This window comes from Atopomonas sediminilitoris (assembly GCF_022601735.1).
In the GTDB taxonomy this organism is placed as follows: Bacteria; Pseudomonadota; Gammaproteobacteria; order Pseudomonadales; family Pseudomonadaceae; genus Atopomonas; species Atopomonas sediminilitoris.
Genome location: NZ_JAKUMM010000005.1, coordinates 170,273 through 186,971, shown reverse-complemented (window position 1 = coordinate 186,971; position 16,699 = coordinate 170,273). Strand labels below are relative to the sequence as shown.

15 protein-coding genes are annotated in these 16,699 nt (G+C 57.8%); 3 read left to right on the top strand and 12 right to left on the bottom strand.

Features of this window, described 5'->3' with window-relative positions; translation table 11 throughout:
• Positions 1–9 precede the first annotated feature (9 nt).
• Both MKI83_RS09230 and MKI83_RS09225 read left to right on the top strand, forming a co-directional pair.
• The gene (locus tag MKI83_RS09230) at positions 10–1,776 is read left to right on the top strand and encodes a hypothetical protein (protein ID WP_241585098.1); all 1,767 of its coding nucleotides are present in this window, start codon (positions 10–12) and stop codon (positions 1,774–1,776) included.
• Positions 1,777–1,902: 126 nt separating this feature from the next.
• Entirely contained in the window at positions 1,903–2,262 is a 360-nt protein-coding gene (locus tag MKI83_RS09225; protein WP_241585096.1) for an NADH:ubiquinone oxidoreductase, read from the top strand.
• Here the strand turns inward: MKI83_RS09225 and MKI83_RS09220 are convergent.
• Together MKI83_RS09220 and zigA are read right to left on the bottom strand one after the other, a co-directional pair.
• A complete protein-coding gene (locus tag MKI83_RS09220) occupies positions 2,259–2,897 on the bottom strand; it encodes a DUF1826 domain-containing protein (protein ID WP_241585094.1) in 639 nt (212 codons plus the stop codon). The genes MKI83_RS09225 and MKI83_RS09220 overlap by 4 nt on opposite strands.
• The gene (gene zigA, locus MKI83_RS09215; protein WP_241585092.1) at positions 2,897–4,102 is read right to left on the bottom strand and encodes a zinc metallochaperone GTPase ZigA; all 1,206 of its coding nucleotides are present in this window, start codon (positions 4,100–4,102) and stop codon (positions 2,897–2,899) included. The genes MKI83_RS09220 and zigA overlap by 1 nt, the downstream gene beginning before the upstream one ends.
• 93 nt (positions 4,103–4,195) lie before the next feature.
• Here zigA and folE2 point away from each other — a divergent pair, with 93 nt between their 5' ends.
• Positions 4,196–5,086, top strand: coding sequence for a GTP cyclohydrolase FolE2 (gene folE2, locus MKI83_RS09210; RefSeq protein WP_241585090.1), 891 nt, complete (start codon positions 4,196–4,198; stop codon positions 5,084–5,086).
• A gap of 153 nt (positions 5,087–5,239) precedes the next feature.
• On the opposite strand, the gene MKI83_RS09205 is transcribed toward folE2, so the two are convergent.
• From MKI83_RS09205 to atpD, 10 genes are all read right to left on the bottom strand, one after another.
• Complete coding sequence (locus tag MKI83_RS09205) at positions 5,240–5,626, bottom strand: DUF1850 domain-containing protein (RefSeq protein ID WP_370867378.1); 387 nt, start codon at positions 5,624–5,626, stop codon at positions 5,240–5,242.
• Positions 5,626–7,650, bottom strand: a complete 2,025-nt coding sequence (locus tag MKI83_RS09200) for a TRAP transporter permease (RefSeq protein WP_241585089.1) — start codon at positions 7,648–7,650, stop codon at positions 5,626–5,628. Before MKI83_RS09200 ends, MKI83_RS09205 begins: the two co-directional genes overlap by 1 nt.
• Positions 7,651–7,786: 136 nt before the next feature.
• Complete coding sequence (locus MKI83_RS09195) at positions 7,787–8,743, bottom strand: TAXI family TRAP transporter solute-binding subunit (RefSeq protein WP_241585088.1); 957 nt, start codon at positions 8,741–8,743, stop codon at positions 7,787–7,789.
• A 222-nt stretch (positions 8,744–8,965) separates the two neighbouring features.
• The gene (locus MKI83_RS09190) at positions 8,966–9,316 is read right to left on the bottom strand and encodes a DUF3147 family protein (RefSeq protein WP_241585087.1); all 351 of its coding nucleotides are present in this window, start codon (positions 9,314–9,316) and stop codon (positions 8,966–8,968) included.
• A gap of 37 nt (positions 9,317–9,353) precedes the next feature.
• Positions 9,354–10,037: a c-type cytochrome gene (locus MKI83_RS09185; RefSeq protein ID WP_241585086.1), complete on the bottom strand. Its 684-nt coding sequence runs from the start codon at positions 10,035–10,037 to the stop codon at positions 9,354–9,356.
• A gap of 650 nt (positions 10,038–10,687) precedes the next feature.
• Positions 10,688–12,523, bottom strand: coding sequence for a glutamine--fructose-6-phosphate transaminase (isomerizing) (gene glmS, locus MKI83_RS09180; RefSeq protein ID WP_241585085.1), 1,836 nt, complete (start codon positions 12,521–12,523; stop codon positions 10,688–10,690).
• A 13-nt stretch (positions 12,524–12,536) separates the two neighbouring features.
• Positions 12,537–13,295, bottom strand: coding sequence for a DeoR/GlpR family DNA-binding transcription regulator (locus tag MKI83_RS09175; protein WP_241585083.1), 759 nt, complete (start codon positions 13,293–13,295; stop codon positions 12,537–12,539).
• A gap of 77 nt (positions 13,296–13,372) precedes the next feature.
• The gene (gene glmU / locus MKI83_RS09170; RefSeq protein ID WP_241585081.1) at positions 13,373–14,734 is read right to left on the bottom strand and encodes a bifunctional UDP-N-acetylglucosamine diphosphorylase/glucosamine-1-phosphate N-acetyltransferase GlmU; all 1,362 of its coding nucleotides are present in this window, start codon (positions 14,732–14,734) and stop codon (positions 13,373–13,375) included.
• A gap of 119 nt (positions 14,735–14,853) precedes the next feature.
• Positions 14,854–15,279, bottom strand: coding sequence for a F0F1 ATP synthase subunit epsilon (locus MKI83_RS09165; RefSeq protein WP_241585080.1), 426 nt, complete (start codon positions 15,277–15,279; stop codon positions 14,854–14,856).
• 42 nt (positions 15,280–15,321) lie between these two features.
• A complete protein-coding gene (gene atpD / locus MKI83_RS09160; RefSeq protein WP_241585079.1) occupies positions 15,322–16,698 on the bottom strand; it encodes a F0F1 ATP synthase subunit beta in 1,377 nt (458 codons plus the stop codon).
• Position 16,699 lies beyond the last annotated feature (1 nt).

Sequence of the window (16,699 nt, the reverse complement as noted above, 5' to 3'; positions counted from 1 at the left end):
GAGACATCAATGGCTTACGATTTTGGCTCGCAAACACTGGGGATCCGTAACCCCTTCCGTGTTGAGGGCGCACTGATTGCCTTGCGCGGAGGTTTAACCCTCGCACTCGGCCTTTATTGCTTGCTTCAAGTGGCACAACTGGTCGATGGCCGGCGTGAAGTTGAAGGGTGGCTGCATGCAGGCGTTGGCTTGGGGCTGCTAATTTGGGGCTTGATTGCTACCGGAAATGGCTTACTGAAGGTTTTCCGCTTCTATGTTGGCCGTAATGTACCGGCTAGCCTCGCCAAAAATCAGGCTGACAGTGACGCTAAACATCACTTGAGCTATACCGCTAGCGAGCTACAAAGCATGCTGATGGGGCGCAAAAATACCACGTTCCAAGAGCCGCAAAGCTTGTTTGCACGCTTAGTGCACACCCTGATCCCACGCTTATTATTTTTGCCCCCAGCGTATCGCGGCTTAGCTGAAAACCTGTTGTTTGGTCTGAGCATGACGCTGTTCATGCTGATGACGTTTGCCTTGGCGTGGTTTGCAGGTGCCACTGGTTTAGCGCGCTTAGAAGGAACGCCGGTGATGGCCTGGCTGGGCTGCCTGCTGGCGCTGTATTTATTTAAGTTATGGTTTTCCATGCGCGATCCGCTGCGCCACTTTAGCCGCGGCGGTTTAGATATCGGCCTATCACGTATCGGCATCATCATTTTCTTAGCTATTCTGCTACCCGTCGCGCTGGTGTACGTGCACCATCATGTGCAACGCATTCCTGCCTTGCCGGTTAACCCCACACCACTTCTGTTAATGACGCTAACGATGGCGCTGTTGACCTGTGCTTTAGGGTTATTCCTTTTAGTCCAACGCTTAAGCACCGTTAATCCCAGCACTGAAGTCTCGGAGCATCGCGACAACTGGCAGCGTAACCTTGTGCCACGCGAGCTGTTTATCCGCCTTGAAACGCACATTTTGGCCAATCGCCGCCATCAAGAAATCCCCAACCGCCTGTATCAAAAATTCAGCCCTGAAATGATTGAAGAAGGCGGTCGCGACAAAGGCTCTTTTAAAGGCCGCACCTTGGTAGAAACCCAGCCAGTGGTGCAAGAAATGAAGCACTCAGCGGCGTTTCGCGCCATCCGCCTAGTCAGTTGCGTGATTGGTCAACTGCTACTTGCAGCGGGCGCTATTTGGCTGGTCAGTATTCTTGGCACCTTGGCAAAGGTAACGTACCAACCGCAAAACCTGATGTCATTAAGCTATCCCATCCTACTGTTTCTGTTTGGCCTACTGATCGGCCGCATGAGCAATCTGTTTTGGGCTGAGCTGCAATTTCGATCGCTATTGCTAGATCTTTCAATTGAGGGGACTTACACCGAGTCGAAACTCTCGACTGGGCAAAGCATTTACGACAGTACCCGCTCAGAAAATATCGTTGTGCGCTCAACCATCACGCCGTGGTTTTTGCTCAGCGAACTGCTCACCAGCACCTTTGCTCGCTCAGGCAATATGAACCTTGAACAGCCGCGTCATGTGCTGTCTTTTGAGAAAAGTAACGAAACCCTAACTGCCGTTCTGGATGAGATAGAGGATTTCTTTAAAACCCGCGAGGCTATTGCTGGAATTAACGAGGTAGACCTCAAATCGGCCAGCCAAATCTATCAAATGAACGAGCAAACCCGCGCCATTGGTCACCCCGCCAAAGCATCGTTAGAGCACGAACAAGCCGCCGCCTTTGTGCGCCACAGCACGGAAAACACCGACACTGAAAGCAAGCTTCCAGAGTCCTGATAACACTTCTAGACGCGCCCCCTTGGCCCCTGTGATGGGGCCAAGTTCCTTAACGAGTCCTTTCGCCTCCACGTAAATCGCATAGCCATGCTAGGCTGCGCGCAATCTTGGCGAGGTGACTGATTTATGCGTGCATGGTTAGTGTTAGCAGCGCTGCCTTCTTGGGTGTGGGGACAAGCCTGTGTGGTTGAGACCCCGATTGATGAGCACCAAAGCGTGCGCCTGTGCCAAGAGAACGTCAGCATTCCCAAGTCGATGTTTAGCGGGGGTTTCTGCCAGCCCCAACTGAAAGACAAGGTGGTGACCGTGAGCTTTGTCGAGCAGTGCCCCGCCGAAAGCTACGGCGTGTGCCGCAATGCGCAAGTGCAAGGCACGCCGTATCGCCAGCATATCCATTACTACGGACACGCCAGCGATGGCGTATACCTGCGCGTGGCTTGCGAGAAGCAGTACCACGGCCAATGGCAAGACTTAGCGCGCCCTTAAGCGAGCCAGTCCATTGTCAGCAATAACCGGCTTTGCCCTTTGGGCACCGCTGGCGAGCGATGGATAAGCCCCGCGCCTTCGTTCCCCAACCACTTTTCCCCTTTGGCGAGCGCCACCCAACCCGCTTGCAGGGCTTGTGCTTGATCGTCGCTTGGCTGATGAGCCGTAGCACCCAATTGACAGCAATCCATTGCGCCTTCGAGCAACCACTGACTGGCCGGCCCACTATAGGTGCTGATCAGGCGCAGCGGCACATGATCGACATGCCAACGCGGGCACATGGGGTTGGCTAAGCTGCGCAAGCGTACGCCAACGCGTCGAGCGCCGAGCAGACAAACAAAGGCATTCATCAGCCAATCCAGATCGGCGCAAAACTCGGCGTAACCGGGCAGCTGTGCGCCGGGAATGGCTTTGCCGAGTGGTACTAACAGACCTTCGCCATCCGCCTCGCAGGTAAACGCCAACGCCAGTTGCGGCTCGGCGATTAACAACTGCTGGGCAAAAGTGCGCAGCGCTGGGCTCAACTCACGCTGCCACACCGCCAGATTAACGCTGTCTTCCAATACGTCCGCGAGTCCAGCGGGAGTGGCGGCAAAACGCTGCGCGGGCGGCTGACGTAACTTGAGGGCGTACATCAAGCCGCCTCCTCTTGCCATGGCCCGAAGGGGTCAGGCAAGGCGCACCAGTAATCACTGCCCGCCGCGTATTCGTCGGCGCTGAGCAGACAAGCATCCAGCTCGGCGCGCAGGCGCACGAAGTCGATGTTCTGGCCGATAAACACCAGCTCTTGCCGGCAGTCGCCGTATGCACCGAGCGATTGCTGAGCAATCTGCGCGAGGCTTTCTTCGTCTTGCGGCCAGTGCTCGCGCGGCACATAGCGCCACCAGCGCCCGGCGTAGCCGTAACGCATCAGGCCACCGGCCTGCGACCAGCTGCCGGCTTCTTCGGGTTTGCTGGCCAGCCAGAAATACCCTTTGGAGCGCAGCAAGCGGCCGTTGCTCCAGGATTGATTCAAGAAGTTAAAAAAGCGCTCGGGGTGAAACGGCCGCCGGGCCTGATACGCCGTCGAGGCAATGCCGTACTCCTCACTCTCGGGCACGTGTTCGCCGCGCATTTCTTTAAGCCAGCCGGGAGCTGAGGCGGCGCGCTCGAAGTCAAAACGGCCGGTGTTGAGGATCTGCTTAAGCGGCACTTGGCCGAGCACCATCGGCACAATCTCGGCGTGGGTATTCAGACGGCGCAAGATGGCGCTGAGCTCATCGCGCTCGGCTTGGCTGATCAGATCAATCTTGCTGATCAGCAGCACATCGGCGAACTCCACTTGTTCGATCAGCAGGTCAGTGATCGAGCGCTCGTCGTCCTCACCTAAGGTTTCGCCACGGCTGGCGAGGCTTTCGGCGGCGTGAAAGTCGCGCAGAAAATTCACCCCGTCGACCACCGTAACCATGGTATCTAGCCGCGCCATGTCGGCCAGGCTCTGGCCTTGCTCATCGCGGAAGGTGAAGGTTTCCGCCACTGGTAGCGGCTCGCTGATGCCGGTGGATTCGATCAGCAGGTAATCGAAACGACCTTCTTGGGCGAGGCGGCTGACCTCGGCGAGCAAGTCTTCACGCAGGGTGCAGCAGATGCAGCCGTTGCTCATCTCGACCAGTTTTTCTTCGGCTCGGTTAAGGCTCACATCGCGCTGCACTGCGCTGCCGTCGATGTTGATTTCGCTCATGTCATTAACGATCACCGCCACGCGCAGGCCGTCGCGGTTTTTCAGCACATGATTGAGCAAGGTGCTTTTGCCGGCGCCTAAAAAGCCAGACAGCACGGTGACGGGGAGGCGGGTGTCCATGCAAAGGATCCTGTAGTTTGACCATGGGTGTTTTTTGTATTGTTATAACATAACATTTATAACGCAAGTCCCATTCGACAAACCGAGCTGCCCATGACCGCCGCCCTACCCGATATCGCCGCGCAACTTCACCCCCACGCACAGCCGCTAGATTGGGTTGGCATGCAAGGTATCGCCCTGCCCATTCAACTGCTGGGGCAAACCTTGGCTGCCAAAGTGGATGCCGGCGTGAGTCTAGATAGCCCCGACGTGCGCGGCATTCATATGTCGCGCCTGTATCTAGCCTTAGAGCTGCTTAGCCGGCGTGAGCTCAGCGTGCCGACCCTGCGCACTGTGCTGCAGCAGTTTCTCGATGAGCACGCGGGCATGGCGCAGCGGGCGTTTATCCGTCTGCACGGCGAGCTGCTGATTCGCCGCCCGGCGCTGGTCAGCCAGCTATCCGGCTGGCGTGCCTATCCCATAAGCCTGGCTGCCGAACTCGGCCCCATCGGTTTACAGCTGAGCTTGACGCTGGAGGTGAGCTACTCCTCCACCTGCCCATGCTCGGCGGCCTTGGCGCGGCAGCTGATTCAGGAGCAATTTGCAGGTGATTTTGCGGGCAAACGTCTCGATCACGCGGCGATCAGCGACTGGCTTGGCAGTGCTGAAGGCATCGTCGCTACACCGCACAGCCAGCGCAGTACCGCCACCTTGCAGCTGCAACTCAACCCCACGCTAGAGCATCTGCCGATTCAAGCCTTGTTGGATAGCGCCGAAGCCGCACTGGGCACCGCCCTGCAAACCGCAGTGAAGCGCGCTGACGAGCAGGCCTTTGCCTTGGCCAACGGACAAAATCTGATGTTTTGTGAAGACGCCGCGCGGCGTTTGCATAACGCCTTGGAAAATCACCCTGCCCTGCAAGGCTTTGCCCTCACCGTGGTGCATGCCGAAAGCCTGCACGCCCATGATGCGGTGGCGCGCAGTCGTTGGCAGCGCGCGAGCTGAGTCGACGTGCAACCCTCACCCCACTCAACACTCTGCACCCCCACAAAGAACAAAACCCCCGTAGGCCTGCGCCAATGGGGGTTTTCCTCTACTGCATAACGCGCTGGTAAGCGCGTGCGGTTGTCCGGCTTGTGGCCGTCCAGTCCTGATCGCTCAGGGGGAGTTGCCCGCGCAACTCCACAGTTCCAACGCCGGTTCAGCCGCTTGTGGCGGACCGAGCCAAACGCTGAAGGCTTGGCAGCGTCCATCGACGCATAATTGGTAATCGCCCGCCTCGGGGGTACGCCCCAGACGCAGCGGTTGCAAGGGTGGCACTTGGCGCCGGTATTGCCAAGCTCCCTCGCGCAGAATGGCGTCAGCTGGGATTTCCATACCAGCGCCACTGCCCTTTACCCGCGCCCAGCCCAGCTCTAAGCCAGTAGGCGTGACGCGGTAGTCTTCTTCCCAACGCACCTTTTCGATGCTGTGTTGCCAAGCGAGGGTGAACGCCGTGAGCGGCAATTGCGCCCAGATCACCCCGGCCAAGCCCATGCACAACATCAAGACGCGGCCACGCGGCGCTGTTGCCACAGGTGCACGCCAATCAACAACGCGGCCAACGCAAAACCCACTTCATCGGTGACCGGCAAAGCCACCACCAAGCTCGCGCCCGCGGCAAAGGCCAACAGGCGCATGCCCAAGCCCAACGGCGTCAGCCAATAACCAATCGCGGCCATGCCCCACAAACCAATCGCCAGCACGGCTTTGCCGATGAGATACAGGGTGGCCCACCACGACGCATCCCCCTGCAACATCAAAGCGGGGGCGTAGACGGCCATAAACGGGACGACGAAACCGGCAATGGCGATACGTACCGCCCACAAACTGATCTTCAACCCGCGTTCACCGGCAATCGGCGCGGCGGCAAAACAAGCCAGCGCCACCGGCGGGGTGAGATCGGCGAGAATGCCGAAATAAAACACAAACATGTGCGAGACCAACAACGGCACGCCTAAGTCCAACAAGGCCGGCGCGGCAATCGAGCTGGTGATGATGTAATTGGGAATCGTTGGAATCCCCATGCCCAACACCAAGCACGTCACCATGGTCAGCAACAGCGACAAGAACAGGTTGTCACGGCCGAGTTCCAGAATGTATCCGGCGAAGGTCGTAGCCACGCCGGTGAGCGAAATCACCCCGATGATCACCCCGACCAAGGCGCAGGCAATGCCCACCGGCACTGCATGGCGCGCCCCTTCGACCAAGCCGTGCAAGCACAGGGTGAGGGTTTCGCGGCCGCCTTTAACCCAAGCGCACAACGCGACCAGCACCGCGATCACGGCAAACACCAAGGTGATGCCGAGCTGAAAGAAGCCGGCGCAAATCAGCCCCAGCGCCAGCCAAAAGGCGATGCGTAACTTAAAGGCTGAGACTTGCAGGATCACCGCCGAGCCCAAAATCACAATCGCCGTCAGCGCCAACCCCACCGTGCCGGAGAACAACGGCGTGCGACCGGAAAACAGCAAGGCAATCAGCACCAGCAAGGGGATCAGCAAGTACCAGCGTTGTTTGATCGCCGCCCACGGATTGGGGCATTGCTCTTTGGGTAAGCCCACCAGCGCCGCGCGCTTGGCCTCAAGGTGCACCATCCAAAACACCGAGCCGAAGTACAACAGCGCAGGCACCAACGCGGCCTTGGCCACCTCGACAAAGGGCACGTTGATGGTTTCCGCCATGATAAAGGCCACCGCGCCCATCACCGGCGGCATCAGCTGACTGCCCATGCTCGCGGTAGATTCCACGCCGCCGGCAAACGCGGGGCTGTAGCCGAAGCGCTTCATCAGCGGAATCGTGAATTGTCCGGTGGTGACCACGTTGGCCACCCCGGAGCCGGTGATGGTGCCCATCAACGCCGAGGAAAACACCGACACCTTGGCCGGCCCGCCTAAGCGATGGCCAAACAAACCCATGGCGAAGTCGGTGAACAATTTGATCATGCCCGCTTGCTCTAAAAACGAGCCGAACAAGATGAATAAGAAGATGTAAGTGGCCGAGACATAGGTCGGCGTGCCGTACAGCCCTTCGGTGCCGAAGGCCAACTGGTTGACCACCTGATCCAGCCCGTAGCCACGATGGGCCAAATCACCGGGCAAATACTGACCGAATAACCCGTAGGCCAAAAACACACCGCAAATCAGCGGCAGGGCGGCGCCCATCACGCGGCGCGCCGCTTCAAACACCAAAGCAATCAACAGCAAACCCAGCCACAAGTCGGCGTCGGTTAGCTCACCGCTGCGTTGAATTAAATCGGCCTCAAACCACCACTGATAAAAGCCTGTGGCCATGCCGGCCACGCCCAATAACCACGCCAAGGGTTGCCAAGGTCGCGCACGGCCGGCCAGCGGATAGCAGAGAAAAATCACCAGCAACAAAAAACCCACGTGCACGCTGCGCAGCACTTGGGTGGAAACCGGATGGTAGGCCGCGGTGATAATTTGAAAGCTAGAAAATAACAGCGCCACCAGAAACAGGGCCTTGGGCCACTGCGCCGGGCTGGCACTTAAGATGCTCGGGGATTCACTCATGGGGGCTTAAACCATCCTTGCGGCGGAGTACCCAGCGCGCCACCTGACGCGCCAAGTGCAATAAAACGCTATCCCGAACAGCACCACGGTTGATGAGGGAAACCGTGGCTGTCCTCCCCATTCGGGATAGCCAGGCTTAGGGCAGTAAGCCCTGCTCCTTGTAAAACTGCTCGGCGCCTGGATGCAGCGGAATCGGCAAACCTTGTGCGGCGTTGGCCAAGGCGATGTCTTTAGCCGCCGAGTGGGCGGTCACCAAGCGCGGCAAATTCTCAAACATCAGCTTGGTCATCTGGTAAGCCAGTTGGTCTGACACCCCGCTGTGGCTCACCAGAATATTGGTGATCGCCACTGTCGCCACGGCTTGCTCTTGGCCATCGTAGGTGCCGGCCGGAATGCTGGCAGGCTGATACGCCGCATTGCCAATCTTTGCCACCACCTCAGCGGGCACGGCGACAAACTCAATCGGCATCACCGAGGCCAAATCACGAATCGCCGCCATGCCCAAACCGGCCGACTGCAAGGTGGCATCCAGCTGACGGTTTTTGATCAGTTCTACCGATTCGGCATAGGGCAAAAACTCGACCTTGCCCATGTCGTCATAACTCAAACCGGCCGCCTTGAAGATGGCGCGCGCGTTCAGCTCAGTACCGGACTTAGGTGCGCCCACCGAGATACGCTTGCCCTTAAGGTCGGCCAACGTTTTGATCCCGGACTCCGCACTGGCAACAATCTGAATGTAATTCGGGTAAGTGCCGGCAATCGCGCGCAGCTTACTTAGCGGCGCTTTAAAACCAGCTTCGGCATCGCCGGCCCAGGCATCCGACACCGAATCGCCCAAGGCCAGCGCTAACTCACCGCGACCGGCTTGCAACAGGTTGAGGTTTTCCACTGAGGCTTTGGTGGCTTGTACCGACGGTTTAGCGCTGTCGATATGCTCGCCATAGACCTGCGACAAGGCCACGCCGATGGGGTAATACACCCCGCTGGTGCCGCCCGTCAGAATATTGATAAACGTGGGTGCGGCGAGCACGGCGGTGCTGGCCGTCAAGGTGGCGGCGGCGGCCAATAGGCCGAGGCGCTTACGTAGACGCATGGGGGCTTCTCCCTGTCGTGTTGGATTTGTTGTTCGACACCACAGGTATTGCAGGGGTTGTGCCAAGGCCGTCAACACAACGTAGATCCGTGCGCGGCGGCCCGCCATCGGCGATAAGCCAGCGTCACAGCTTGTTGCACGGCATGCTTTGCGCCTTGATCGCACGCAAGTTTTGGCGAAAATCCGCCATTAGCCACCGTCAAGCTGGCGAAAATCCGCCAGTCAGTACAGCACAATGCCCCACGGCTTCAGCAGCCACGCCAACAGCGCAAAGCACAGCACGGTCACCACGCAGCAAGCCAGCAATGCCAGCCAAAACCCCAAACGCGGCAATAGGAAAGGGAACAGCAAAAACATCGGCAAGGTCGGCAGCACATACCAGAAGGTGTACCACGCATGGTTCTCGATCTTGCTCAGCGGCTGCTGCTCGACGTACAGCCAAATCAACGTCAGCAGCGTGACCAACGGCAACGCAGCGACCAAGCCACCGAGCTTGTCGCTACGCTTGGCCAGCTCCGACACCAGCACCACCACCAAGGCAGTGATGGCGTATTTACTCAGCAGGTACAACATAAGGCCTCCGCGCGAGATAACAGCGCTCTAGCGCCGCTTAATGCTGATGCAGCTTACCGTCTGGATGGATATGTTGTTCAGGATTTTGCGCAGGCTCGGGGGCTTCTGCCGTGGGCGCGACGGCATGGCCGGCGTGCTCATCCTGCTCGGCTTGCGGGTGATGGCTACCGGTGTGATCGTGCATCGCACTTTCACCGCCACCATGCTGATGACCTGCACTTTGCGCCACCAGCGCTTGGTATTCGGCAGGCGTGAGCGTAGGCAACCGCTGCATCAGCGCGACCATGCCCCAGATGTACTCATCGGCCATGCTCTTGCCCCACGCCGGCATGCCGCTGGCTTTGATGCCGTGCTTGATGATCCAAAAACTTTGCGCCGGATCGCGACGGCTTGTAGCCAACGCCAAATTCGGCGGCGCCGGATACAGGGCTTGATTCAACTCAGTCTGCGCCAGACCCGGGGCCAAATGACAACCAATGCACATGGCTTGATAGTTACCCGCGCCCTGCACCACCAACGCCGCATCATCGAGCGGCGGCACCACAATATCGGCTGCCCGCCGCGCCACCGATCGCTCGCGCGCCACCTCTAATAAACGATGCACCACATCGCTGTGCGGATCGTCGGCGCCGACATTAATCATCCCCGAATACACCACCCCCAGCACCGCCGCACTCACGGCAACCCCAGCCACTACCAAAGTCGCGACGATTTTGCGCATGCTGTTACTCCTACCTAAAAACCAGCACTGTGGGGCTTGCCCTTACGGCAAGGTCAAGGATGGGGTGGCTGATAGGCCACGCACGAATGGTAATTGTGGTGTAAAACAACACCACCGTTTTTACAGGTAGTTAGGCGTTATGCCTTTTATGGAGAGCGTATGAGGTTTTTCTCCGGATGGTTTGGAATCGTGTTCTTTGCTATCGGGCTACTCTCGATAATCTTCCAGTCGGAGCTACAGGAAGGCAGCCGATTGACCCCAGCCTCATCTTGGGTGCTGATTTTTGCGGGTGTGGCGCTCATGTATTTCGGACGTGAGTATCTGCCCGCTTGGCTGGGGTACCTCTTGAAACGCGACGACAATGCGGACTGAAGTACACGCATAACACGTGGCTCCAGTCTGCTGCGAGGCTAAAGACCCACCATCGGAATCCCTTGTCACCGCCTCGCTCTGCCAAGGCTGCATGGGGACGTATGAATTGATTGGCAGCCCCTGAGATACCTCAATTTTTAAACTACCTATCAGCGTGTAACGTGGGGCACTGATTTTGCCCCTCTTGGACGAAACAAGAAGGCTCCGCAAACTCGGCAATCGGCCTAACCCTACAACGTAAAAGCGCGCCGCTTGGCAGACCAACTCCAGTCGCTGCCTTACTCCACCGTCACGCTCTTAGCCAAATTGCGTGGCTGATCCACATCTGTGCCCTTGAGCACCGCCACGTGATACGACAACAACTGCAACGGCACGGTGTACAAAATCGGCGCGAGGATGTCGTCGATGTGCGGCATGGCGATCACGCTGCTGCCCTCTTCATTGCGCATGCCGGCTCGCTCATCGGCAAACACAATCAACTCACCGCCGCGCGCGCGGACTTCTTGCAGGTTGGATTTGAGCTTTTCTACCAGTTCGTTATTCGGTGCGACGGTCACCACTGGCATGTCGCTATCGACCAGTGCCAAGGGGCCATGTTTCAGCTCGCCCGCCGGGTAGGCTTCGGCATGGATGTAGGAGATTTCTTTGAGCTTGAGCGCGCCTTCCATCGCCACCGGGTATTGCGTGCCGCGCCCCAAGAACAGGGTGTGATGCTTCTCGGCAAAGCGCTGACTGATGGCCTCCACCTCGTTGTCCATGGCCAAGGCTTCTTCCAACTTGCTGGGCAACTGACGCAAGCCGTCGACTAACTCGGCAATGCGTGCCACAGGCAAAGCGCCGCGTAATTGCGCCAAGGCCAAGGTGAGTAACTGCAAGCCCACCAACTGGGTGGTGAAGGCTTTGGTCGAGGCTACGCCAATCTCAGGGCCTGCGTTGGTTAGCAGGGCCAAATCTGACTCGCGGACCAAGGAGCTGGTGCCGACGTTACAGATGGTTAGACTGGCCAAGTAGTTCAGCTCTTTAGCCATACGCAGCGCTGCCAAGGTGTCGGCCGTTTCACCCGATTGGCTGATGGTGAGGAACAAGGTGCCGTCTTGCACCACCACGGGGCGGTAACGGTATTCACTGGCCACCTCGACTTGGCACGGTACTTTGGCCAAATCCTCCAACCAATAACGCGCCACCATGCCGGCGTGATAACTGGTACCGCAGGCGATGATTTGTACGCTTTTGACTTGCTTAAACAGCGCTTCTGCCTCGGCACCAAAGGCGCTGCTGAGAACTTGTTGCTTGCCCAAGCGCCCTTCTAGGGTGCGCTGCACGACGGCGGGTTGCTCGTGGATTTCCTTGAGCATGTAGTGGCGGTAGTTGCCTTTATCAGCCGCTTCAGCGCCCTCGTTGAACTGCACGACGTCGCGCTCTACCACGGCACCGGCGCTGTCCCACAGTTGCACGGAATCACGATGCAGCTCGACGATGTCCCCTTCTTCGAGATAAACAAAGCGGTCGGTCACTTGGCGCAGGGCGAGTGGATCGGAGGCGAGGAAGTTTTCACCAATGCCTAAGCCAATCACCAGTGGACTGCCGCTACGCGCAGCGAGCAAACGATCGGGTTGCGCCGCCGAGATCACCGCCAAGCCATAAGCGCCGTGCAACTCCTGCACCGCAGCCTTGAGTGCGCTGGTCAGGTCGCCCAGTTGCTTCAATTTGTGGTTCAACAGGTGCACGATCACTTCGGTATCGGTCTGCGAGACAAACACGTAACCCAACGCGGTTAGCTCATCGCGCAGCACTTCGTGATTCTCAATGATGCCGTTATGCACCACCGCCAAGCTGTCCCCAGAGAAATGTGGGTGCGCATTGGTTTCATTGGGTACGCCGTGGGTAGCCCAACGGGTGTGGGCGATACCGATGTGGCCCGGCAGTGGGCTGTGGCTTAGCGCATTTTCTAACTCTGCCACCTTGCCTGCGCGGCGCAAGCGCTTGAGCACGCTCGCCTCATCAATCAGCGCCACGCCAGCACTGTCATAGCCGCGATACTCTAGGCGCTTTAAGCCTTCAATCAGGATCGCGCTGACGTTACGTTCGCCAATGGCGCCGACAATTCCACACATGGTTTAGCTCCTGTTATGCACCGGCGATGATTAACTTCACCCCGTGACTGCGGATTTGCTCCGCCGCCGCAGGGGTAATACCGGCATCGGTAATCAAGGTCTGGATGCCGGCCCACGGCAACTCCAGATTGGGTATTTTGCGGCCGATCTTGCTCGAGTCAGCCATCACCACCACTTCCCGCGCCACTTCGGCCATCACGCGCGATAGGCCTAAGAGTTCATTGAACGTGGTCGTACCACGCTGCAAATCAATGCCATCGGCGCCGATAAACAGCTGATCAAAATCGTACGAACGCAGCACTTGTTCGGCCACTTGACCTTGAAAGGACTCGGAATGTGCATCCCAAGTGCCGCCGCTCATTAATAAAGTAGGCTCGTTTTCCAACTCGCGCAGGGCATTGGCTACCGCCAGCGAATTGGTCATCACCAACAAGCCGCGCTTGTGCGCCAGTTCCGGGATCAACGCTGCCGTGGTGCTGCCGTAATCAACAATGATGCGGTTGTGTTCGCGAATGCATTGCGCCGCCGCACGGGCGATCTGCAGCTTAGCCGGCGCCACCACGGGTTCATGCACCAACTCGCTGGGCAAACTGACCGCGCCACCGTAACGGCGCAATAACAGCCCGAGCTTTTCCAGCTCAGCGAGATCTTTGCGGATAGTGACTTCAGAGGTGTCAAAGCGCGCAGCCAGCGCATCCACCGCCACCTCACCTTGGTCATTAACCAAGGCGAGAATGTTGTGGCGACGTTGCGCTGTGTTGCGTTTCGACATGGATAAGTTTCGATTCGTAAGTTAAGTGCGCGAATCAAAACATAAGTGCTGGTAATGTCGCAAGCGTTGGGCGACGGTTATTGCTTACTCGGACGCTTCCAGTTGCCGATATTGCGCTGCTTGGCGCGACCTACCGCAAGGTTAGCCTCTGGCACATCTTGGGTGACGGTCGACCCTGCCCCCGTCGTTGCGCCATGGCCAATGGTGACCGGTGCTACTAAGGCGTTGTTGGAGCCGATAAACACATCATTGCCCAACACGGTTTTAAATTTATTCACGCCGTCGTAGTTACAGGTGATCGTGCCGGCGCCAATGTTGCAGTTCGTGCCCACCTCAGCATCACCGATGTAGGACAGGTGATTCACCTTGGAGCCTGCGGCAATCTGGGCTTTTTTGGTTTCAACGAAGTTGCCGACCTTAACCCCGTCCGCCAGCGTTGTTCCCGAACGTAAGCGTGCATACGGGCCAATATCGCAGTGCGCGGCCAATTGTGCGCCCTCGATATGGCTGAATGGCTTAACCACCGTCCCAGCACCGATGCGACAGTCTTTGAGTACGCAATGCGCGCCAATTTCAACGCCATCGGCTAACTCGACACGCCCTTGCAGGATCACGTTGACGTCGATCAGGACATCTTTGCCTACCGTGACCTCGCCGCGCACATCAACGCGCGCCGGGTCTAGCAACGTCGCACCGGCACGCATGAGTTTTTCGGTTTCGCGCTGCTGATAAAAGCGTTCGAGTTGTGCCAACTGCACGCGATCATTGGCACCCAGCACTTCTTGCTCGCTGCTGGGTTGCTCTGTAGCTACCACCAAACCATCGCCCACGGCCATGGCGATGACGTCAGTGAGGTAATACTCACCTTGCGCATTACTATTGGATAAACGACCTAACCACTCGCCAAGACGCGCCGCCGGCATGGCTAAGATGCCGGTATTGCCTTCACAGATGGCCTTTTGCGCCTCGCTGGCATCTTTCTGCTCAACGATGGCCTGCACTACGCCGGCGCTATCACGCACGATGCGGCCATAGCCGGTTGGATCGGCCAAGTTAACGGTCAACAGTCCAATCTGCTGCGCAGACACTAGCGTCAGCAAGCGCTCTAGTGTTGCGGTCTGAATCAACGGGACATCGCCGTACAGCACCAGCACGGTGCTCGCAGCATCAACAAACGGCTGCGCTTGTGCCACGGCATGGCCGGTGCCGAGCTGTTCGGTCTGCACCACGAAATTAATATCGTCCGCCGCGTGGCGCTCACGCACCAACTCGGCACCGTGACCTATCACCACATGAATCTTGCTCGGGTTAAGCGCGCGCGCGGCATCAATCGCATGGGCAACCATGGCTTTACCCGCCACCGGATGCAGAACTTTAGGCAGTGCCGAACGCATACGCGTGCCTTGGCCGGCCGCGAGAATAATCACTTCAAGAGTCATAGGTAGGTTTCACGTGAAACAAAAGGTGGAAGAAAGACAATAAAAAAGGGATAGCCCGTTAAGGCTACCCCTTTCTTACAGCAGGTTGAAGTGCTGCCGAGCTGACGCTCGAGCAAACCTTAACCGCCGAACTTCTTGCGCAGTTGTTGAACAGTACGCAGCTGTGCAGCGGCCTCAGCCAACTGTGCAGCAGCATTACCGTAATCGAACTCGGCGCCTTTCTCATTCAGTGCTTTTTCGGCATCTTTCAGCGCCTGCTGTGCAGCCGCCTCGTCGATGTCGCTGGCACGAATGGCGGTGTCGGCCAAAACCTTCACCATGTTCGGCTGGACTTCAAGGAAGCCACCGGAGATGTAAATCACCTCGGCTTCGCCGCCCTGCTTAATCACACGGATCGGACCCGGCTTCAGGTCGGTGATCAGCGGTGCGTGGCCCGGAGCGATACCAAGATCACCCAAGTTACCGTGCGCCACGACCATTTCGACCAGCCCGGAGAAAATCTCCGCTTCCGCACTAACGATGTCGCAGTGGACTGTCATAGCCATAGTACTCGCCTCAAGTAGGCGCCCGCGAACGGGCGCACTCAATTACAGTTTCTTGGCTTTCTCGATAGCTTCTTCGATGCTACCTACCATGTAGAACGCTTGTTCTGGCAGGTGATCGTAGTCGCCATTGAGGATACCTTTGAAGCCGCTGATGGTGTCCTTGAGGGAAACGTACTTACCAGACGCGCCGGTAAATACTTCAGCCACGAAGAACGGCTGGGACAAGAAACGCTGCATCTTACGAGCGCGGTTCACCAGCTGCTTATCCGACTCGGACAGTTCGTCCATACCCAGAATCGCAATGATGTCCTTCAGCTCTTTGTAGCGCTGCAGAACGTACTGAACCTGACGGGCTACGCTGTAGTGCTCTTCACCTACAACCAGCGGATCAAGCTGGCGAGAGGTGGAGTCCAGTGGATCTACCGCTGGGTAAATACCCAGAGAGGCGATGTCACGAGACAGTACAACGGTGGCGTCCAAGTGGGCGAAGGTGGTCGCCGGGCTCGGGTCAGTCAAGTCATCCGCAGGTACGTAGACGGCTTGGATCGAAGTGATCGAGCCTTTCTGCGTGGAGGTAATACGCTCCTGCAGAACACCCATCTCTTCGGCCAGAGTCGGCTGGTAACCTACCGCTGAAGGCATACGGCCCAGCAGTGCGGATACTTCAGTACCGGCCAGGGTGTAACGGTAGATGTTGTCCACGAACAACAGTACGTCACGACCTTCGTCACGGAACTTCTCGGCCATGGTCAGGCCAGTCAGGGCGACGCGCAGACGGTTGCCTGGCGGCTCGTTCATCTGACCGTAAACCAACGCTACCTTGTCCAGTACGTTGGAATCCTTCATCTCGTGGTAGAAGTCGTTACCCTCACGAGTACGCTCACCCACGCCGGCGAACACGGAATAACCGCTGTGCTCGATGGCGATGTTACGGATCAATTCCATCATGTTAACGGTCTTGCCGACACCGGCACCACCGAACAGACCAACCTTACCACCCTTAGCAAACGGGCAAACCAAGTCGATAACCTTGATGCCGGTTTCCAGCAGCTCATTGCCGCCAGCTTGCTCAGCGTAGCTTGGCGCAGCGCGGTGGATTTCCCACTGCTCTTCTTCGCCAATCGGGCCAGCTTCGTCAATCGGGTTGCCCAGCACGTCCATGATCCGGCCCAGAGTCGCTTTACCGACCGGTACGGTGATGGCCTTGCCAGTGTTATTAACATTCAGGCCACGCTTGAGGCCTTCAGTCGAACCCATGGCAATCGAACGAACGATGCCGTCGCCCAGCTGCTGCTGAACTTCTAGGGTTGTTGCTACGCCTTCAACGTTCAGGGCGTCATAGACGTTCGGCACCTGATCACGGGCAAACTCCACGTCGATCACGGCCCCGATGATTTGAACAATACGTCCACTACTCATC